Source organism: Mesorhizobium sp. M7A.F.Ca.MR.362.00.0.0 (assembly GCF_004023175.1).
In the GTDB taxonomy this organism is placed as follows: domain Bacteria; phylum Pseudomonadota; class Alphaproteobacteria; order Rhizobiales; family Rhizobiaceae; genus Mesorhizobium.
Genome location: NZ_RZTF01000769.1, coordinates 1 through 1170 on the forward strand (window position 1 = coordinate 1; position 1170 = coordinate 1170).

Below are 1170 nucleotides of genomic sequence, written 5' to 3' on the forward strand. Positions count from 1 at the left end.
CTGCCTTGCTGCGCGGACTGCCGCTGCGGGTGGCCCTGCGCGAAGGCATCGCCGGGGCGACGCTTGCCATCGAAAGCGCCAACGCCGTTCCCGAGTTCACCGCCTCAAGCTTCGCGGAAGCGCTGGCTCTTGTGCCGGATGCCAGGGAAGTGGCATGAGACCGGCGAATTCATAGTGCCGCGATGTTGCCTGGTGTCCCCACGGACGCGCCGCATTCCGGATTGGAGACCCTGATGACCCCTGAGACCGCCCGCCCCTTCATCGACATCCACGCGCCGGTGGCGCAGGCTCTGGCTGCCGGCCGGCCGGTGGTGGCGCTGGAAAGCACCATCATCACCCATGGCATGCCCTACCCCGACAATGGCGCCATGGCGGCCGACGTCGAAAAGATCATCACCGATGGCGGCGCCGTGCCGGCGACGATCGCCGTGGTTGGCGGCCGCATCAAGATCGGGCTTTCGGACGGCGAGCGCGAATCGCTGGCGATGACGGGCGACGCCATGAAGCTGTCGCGCGCCGATCTCGGTTTTGCCGTGGCGCAAGGGCGCACCGGTGGCACCACGGTCGCCGCCACGATGATCGCGGCGCATATGGTCGGCATAAAAGTGTTCGCCACCGGCGGCATCGGCGGCGTGCACAAGGGCGCCGAAAAGAGTTTTGACATTTCCGCCGATCTCGACGAGCTGGCGCGCACGCCGGTCATCGTCGTCTCGGCCGGCGCCAAGGCCATTCTCGACATCGAAAAGACGCTGGAAGTGCTGGAGACGCGCGGCGTGCCGGTGGTCGGCCTTGGCTGCGAGACGATGCCGGCCTTCTGGTCCAGGCATTCGCCGTTCCGCGCGCCGCTGACCTTGCACGAGCCGGAAGAGATCGCGCATTTCTACCAGACGAGGGCAGCGCTGGGGCTCGCCGGTGGCATGCTGATTGCCAATCCGGTGCCGGAAAACCACGAAATCCCGGCTGAGGAGATGGCCGGCTATATCGAGGCCGCGCAGAAGGCCGCCGAGGCGCTCAACGTGACCGGCAAGGCGGTGACGCCGTTCCTGCTGGGAAAGATTCTCGAACTGACTGGCGGCAGGAGCCTGAAGACGAACATCGCGCTGGTCGAGAATAATGCGCGGCTGGCGGCGAGGATTGCGAAGGCGCTTTAGGGTCACGCAGCGAAGGTTC

At 66.3% G+C, this 1170-nt stretch carries 1 protein-coding gene and 1 pseudogene; both read left to right on the forward strand.

Annotation, left to right across the window (positions count from 1 at the left end; all coding sequences use genetic code 11):
• Positions 1-158: pseudogene (locus EOC06_RS44625) on the forward strand (carbohydrate kinase); the annotation flags it as partial.
• A 75-nt stretch (positions 159-233) separates the two neighbouring features.
• Positions 234-1151: a pseudouridine-5'-phosphate glycosidase gene (locus EOC06_RS37565; RefSeq protein WP_128310135.1), complete on the forward strand. Its 918-nt coding sequence runs from the start codon at positions 234-236 to the stop codon at positions 1149-1151.
• Positions 1152-1170 lie beyond the last annotated feature (19 nt).